The following is a 3812-nucleotide window of genomic DNA, read 5'->3' as shown; positions in this document are numbered from 1 at the left end:
GCTCGGCAGCAGTACGGAGGGCCTGGGGGAGCGGCTGGCGGGCTACTTCATCGAGGTGTGGGAGAACCCGGTGTCCCGTGCCCCGCTGCTGGCGATCATGCGTTCGGCGATGACCCACGAGGCGGCGGCGAAGGTCCTGCGCGTCTTCGTGCTGCGGCGGCTGCTGGGCCGGATCGCGGAGCAGCTGGACGTCCCCGACGCCACCTTCCGCGCGGAACTGGCCGCGTCGCACATGGTGGGCATCGCGGTGCTGCGGTATGTGATCCAGGCGGAGCCGCTGGCATCGGCGGACCCGGAAAAGATCATCGCCATGGTGGCCCCCACGCTGCAGCGCTACCTGACGGAGGACTGACCCCTCCACCGCGTACTCCTCGCACTCCGCGCTGGCGCTCACCACTCCGCTGCGGGCGCAGCCCACCCGCGCGCCCGATCCCGGATTTCGGACACTGCGTCCAGATCCTGGCGCCGAGGCGTACGCTCGGAACCAGTCTTTTCTGTCGAAGGAGCGAGAGACGATGCCCCAGCTGAGGTCCCGCACTGTCACCCACGGCCGCAACATGGCGGGCGCCCGCGCCCTTATGCGGGCCTCGGGCGTAGCGAGCGAGGACATCGGCAAGCCGATCATCGCGGTCGCCAACTCCTTCACGGAGTTCGTCCCCGGCCACACCCACCTCGCCCCGGTCGGCCGGATCGTCTCCGACGCGATCAAGGCCGCGGGCGCGGTGCCCCGCGAGTTCAACACGATCGCGGTCGACGACGGCATCGCGATGGGCCACGCCGGGATGCTCTACAGCCTTCCGTCCCGCGACCTGATCGCCGACTCCGTCGAGTACATGGTCGAGGCGCACTGCGCCGACGCACTGATCTGCATCTCGAACTGCGACAAGATCACCCCGGGCATGCTGATGGCCGCGATGCGCCTCAACATCCCCACGGTCTTCGTCTCCGGCGGCCCGATGGAGGCCGGCAAGGCCACCCTCGTCGACGGCACGGTCCGCAAGCTGGACCTGATCAACGCCATCAGCGACGCGGTCGACGAGAGCGTCTCCGACGAGGACATGCTCCGCATCGAGGAGAACGCCTGCCCCACCTGCGGCAGCTGTTCCGGCATGTTCACCGCCAACTCGATGAACTGCCTGACCGAGGTCCTCGGCCTCTCCCTCCCCGGCAACGGCTCCGTCCTCGCCACGCACACCGCCCGCAAGGCGTTGTACGAGGACGCCGGCCGCACGGTCGTGGAGATCACCAAGCGCTACTACGAGCAGGACGACGAGACGGTCCTGCCGCGCGCCATCGGCACCCGCGCCGCGTTCGACAACGCGATGGCGCTGGACATCGCCATGGGCGGCTCGACCAACACGATCCTGCACCTGCTGGCCGCCGCGCAGGAGGCCGAGCTGGCGTACGACCTCGACGACATCAACGAGGTCTCGCGCCGGGTCCCCTGCCTCTCCAAGGTCGCCCCCAACGTGGCGCCCGGCGGTACGTACTACATGGAGGACGTGCACCGGGCCGGCGGCATCCCCGCCATCCTCGGTGAGCTCCACCGCGGCGGGCTGCTCAACGAGGACGTGCACTCGGTGCACTCCGACACGCTCGCCGAGTGGCTCAAGAACTGGGACATCCGCGGCGGCTCTCCGTCCCCGGAGGCCGTCGAGATGTGGCACGCGGCCCCCGGCTGCGTCCGTTCCGCGACCGCCTTCTCGCAGTCCGAGCGCTGGGAGACCCTCGACCTGGACGCGGCCGGCGGCTGCATCCGCGACATGGAGCACGCGTACTCCAAGGACGGCGGCCTCGCGGTCCTCAAGGGGAACCTCGCCGTGGACGGCTGTGTCGTGAAGACGGCCGGCGTCGACGAGTCGATCTGGACCTTCGAGGGCCCGGCGGTCGTCTGCGAGTCGCAGGACGACGCCGTCGACAAGATCCTCCGTAAGGAGATCAAGGAGGGCGACGTCGTCGTCATCCGTTACGAGGGCCCGCGCGGCGGCCCCGGTATGCAGGAGATGCTCTACCCGACGTCGTTCCTCAAGGGCCGCGGCCTCGGCAAGAGCTGCGCACTGGTCACGGACGGCCGCTTCTCCGGCGGTACGTCGGGCCTGTCCATCGGCCACGCCTCGCCGGAGGCGGCGTCCGGCGGCACGATCGCGCTCGTCGAGGACGGCGACCGGATCCGGATCGACATCCCGAACCGCTCGATCGAGCTCCTCGTCCCCGACGCCGAGCTGACCACCCGCCGTGAGGCGCTGAACGGTGTGTACGCGCCGAAGAACCGCGAGCGCAAGGTCTCGGCGGCGCTGCGCGCCTACGCGGCCATGGCGACCAGCGCGGACCGCGGCGCCGTCCGCGACGTCTCCAGGCTCGGCTGACCATCCGGTGTCCGGCCCCTCTCGCGAGGGGCCGGACTCATATCGGGCCCCGGACCGCGGCCGACGTCCCGCGCGACGTGTTGTGGCCCGAAAACCACTCCCTGTGACCGGGAGGTCGCAGTAAGCTCGCACCCTTGTCATGCATGATCATGAATGGGGGAGTATGCGCACTTCTGTACGCCGCTCAGCGGTCGTCTCCGTACGTCGCTCAGCGGTCATCGCGTCAGCCGTCGCCGCCCTCGCGGCCCTCGGCGCAGTCCCGGCGGGCGCGGCTTCGGCCGCCGCCACTCCGGCCGGTGTCTGCGGATCCGGGTACACCCAGATCGACTCGCACGCGTTCCGGAACTCGTCGGCCGAACTGGCCCGCGTCTACCTGTTCTACAACGCGAGCACCAAGTTCAACTGCGTGGTCACCTTCCACGCCTCCGCCACCAGCGGTCACGCGCTGACCACCGGCGCCTGGCTCGATGTGGACGGGGACGGCAAGGAACAGGTCAAGGATCAGGGCACGTACTCCTCCTACGCGGGCCCGGTCCGGCTCGCCGCGGGCAGCCACTGCGTGAAGTGGGGCGGCATGATCGAGGCGGGCGTCGGTACGTACACGTACACGAGCCCGTGGAGTCACTGCGGCTGACGCGCGACGGCGCTGCGCCCCGCACCGGACGGGCGCAGCGCCACCGCCCGGCTGACCCGGGTGCGGGCCCGACCCTGGGACAATCGGCCTCGTGAGCGAGAACAGCGAGACCTCCGACGACACCGCGCCCGGCACCACCGAGTCCGCGACGGCCTCCGCCGGCGCCACCGCGACCGCCCCCGGTCCGCAGCCCGAGCCCATCCGCTTCTTCGGCACGACCTGGGTCGCCCACGACGGCAACTACGGTCTCCGCCGCGCCGGAGTGGCCGTCGGCTCGCTCGCCGCGACCGTCGCCTCCTGCTTCGTGCTGCGGTTCGCCTATCAGGGCCTGGAGATCGCGGATGTCGGCAGTTTCGTCGGCCTGCTGGTGGTCCTGATGTTCGCCGTCTGCAGCGCCATCGCCTTCCGCAAGACATGGGAGGGCTTCAGCAGCCGTCCGGCCGACCCCGGCCGCGAGGACAATCTGCGCGGCCTCAAGACCATCGGCTTCATCGGCGCGCTGCTCGCGTACTTCATCCGTACGTTCACCGAGGCGCCGGGCGAGAAGCTCCGGCGCACGGAGTACGAGGAGGCCCAGGTCCGGTTCGCGAAGCGGCGGTCGGCCCGGACCGGGAATCCGGCAGCCCGCAGGACGGCCAAGGCGAAGAAGGCCCGCCGCAAGTAGCGCGGCGCGCCCGGCCAAAAGGCGGCCCGGCCCGTGGAGCCCGGCCGGTCCCGCCCGCCCCGGACCGGTTGACGGCCCGCGGCCGGCGGCGGCCGACACGGCCCCGCGACGCCGCTGACACCTCGACCCGGCAGCCCGGCCGAAGCCA

Annotated in this window: 4 protein-coding genes; all 4 read left to right on the top strand. The window is 70.9% G+C overall.

Going from position 1 to position 3812, the window contains the following annotated elements:
* The coding region (locus J1C73_RS33565; protein ID WP_443732232.1) for a TetR/AcrR family transcriptional regulator at positions 1-352 on the top strand (352 nt) is incomplete at its 5' end.
* A 163-nt stretch (positions 353-515) separates the two neighbouring features.
* Positions 516-2366 carry a dihydroxy-acid dehydratase gene (gene ilvD, locus J1C73_RS33560; protein ID WP_123460023.1) on the top strand — a complete coding sequence of 617 codons (1851 nt, stop codon included), beginning with the start codon at positions 516-518 and terminating at the stop codon, positions 2364-2366.
* Positions 2367-2529: 163 nt separating this feature from the next.
* Complete coding sequence (locus J1C73_RS33555; RefSeq protein WP_207319663.1) at positions 2530-3000, top strand: acetyltransferase; 471 nt, start codon at positions 2530-2532, stop codon at positions 2998-3000.
* 91 nt (positions 3001-3091) lie between these two features.
* Entirely contained in the window at positions 3092-3664 is a 573-nt protein-coding gene (locus tag J1C73_RS33550; protein ID WP_207319662.1) for a hypothetical protein, read from the top strand.
* The last annotated feature ends 148 nt before the right edge of the window (positions 3665-3812 follow it).

The organism is Streptomyces laculatispora (assembly GCF_017353455.1).
Taxonomy (GTDB): Bacteria; Actinomycetota; Actinomycetes; order Streptomycetales; family Streptomycetaceae; genus Streptomyces; species Streptomyces laculatispora.
Note: the sequence above shows the minus strand (reverse complement) of the source record. Positions and strands in the feature narration are given on the sequence as shown.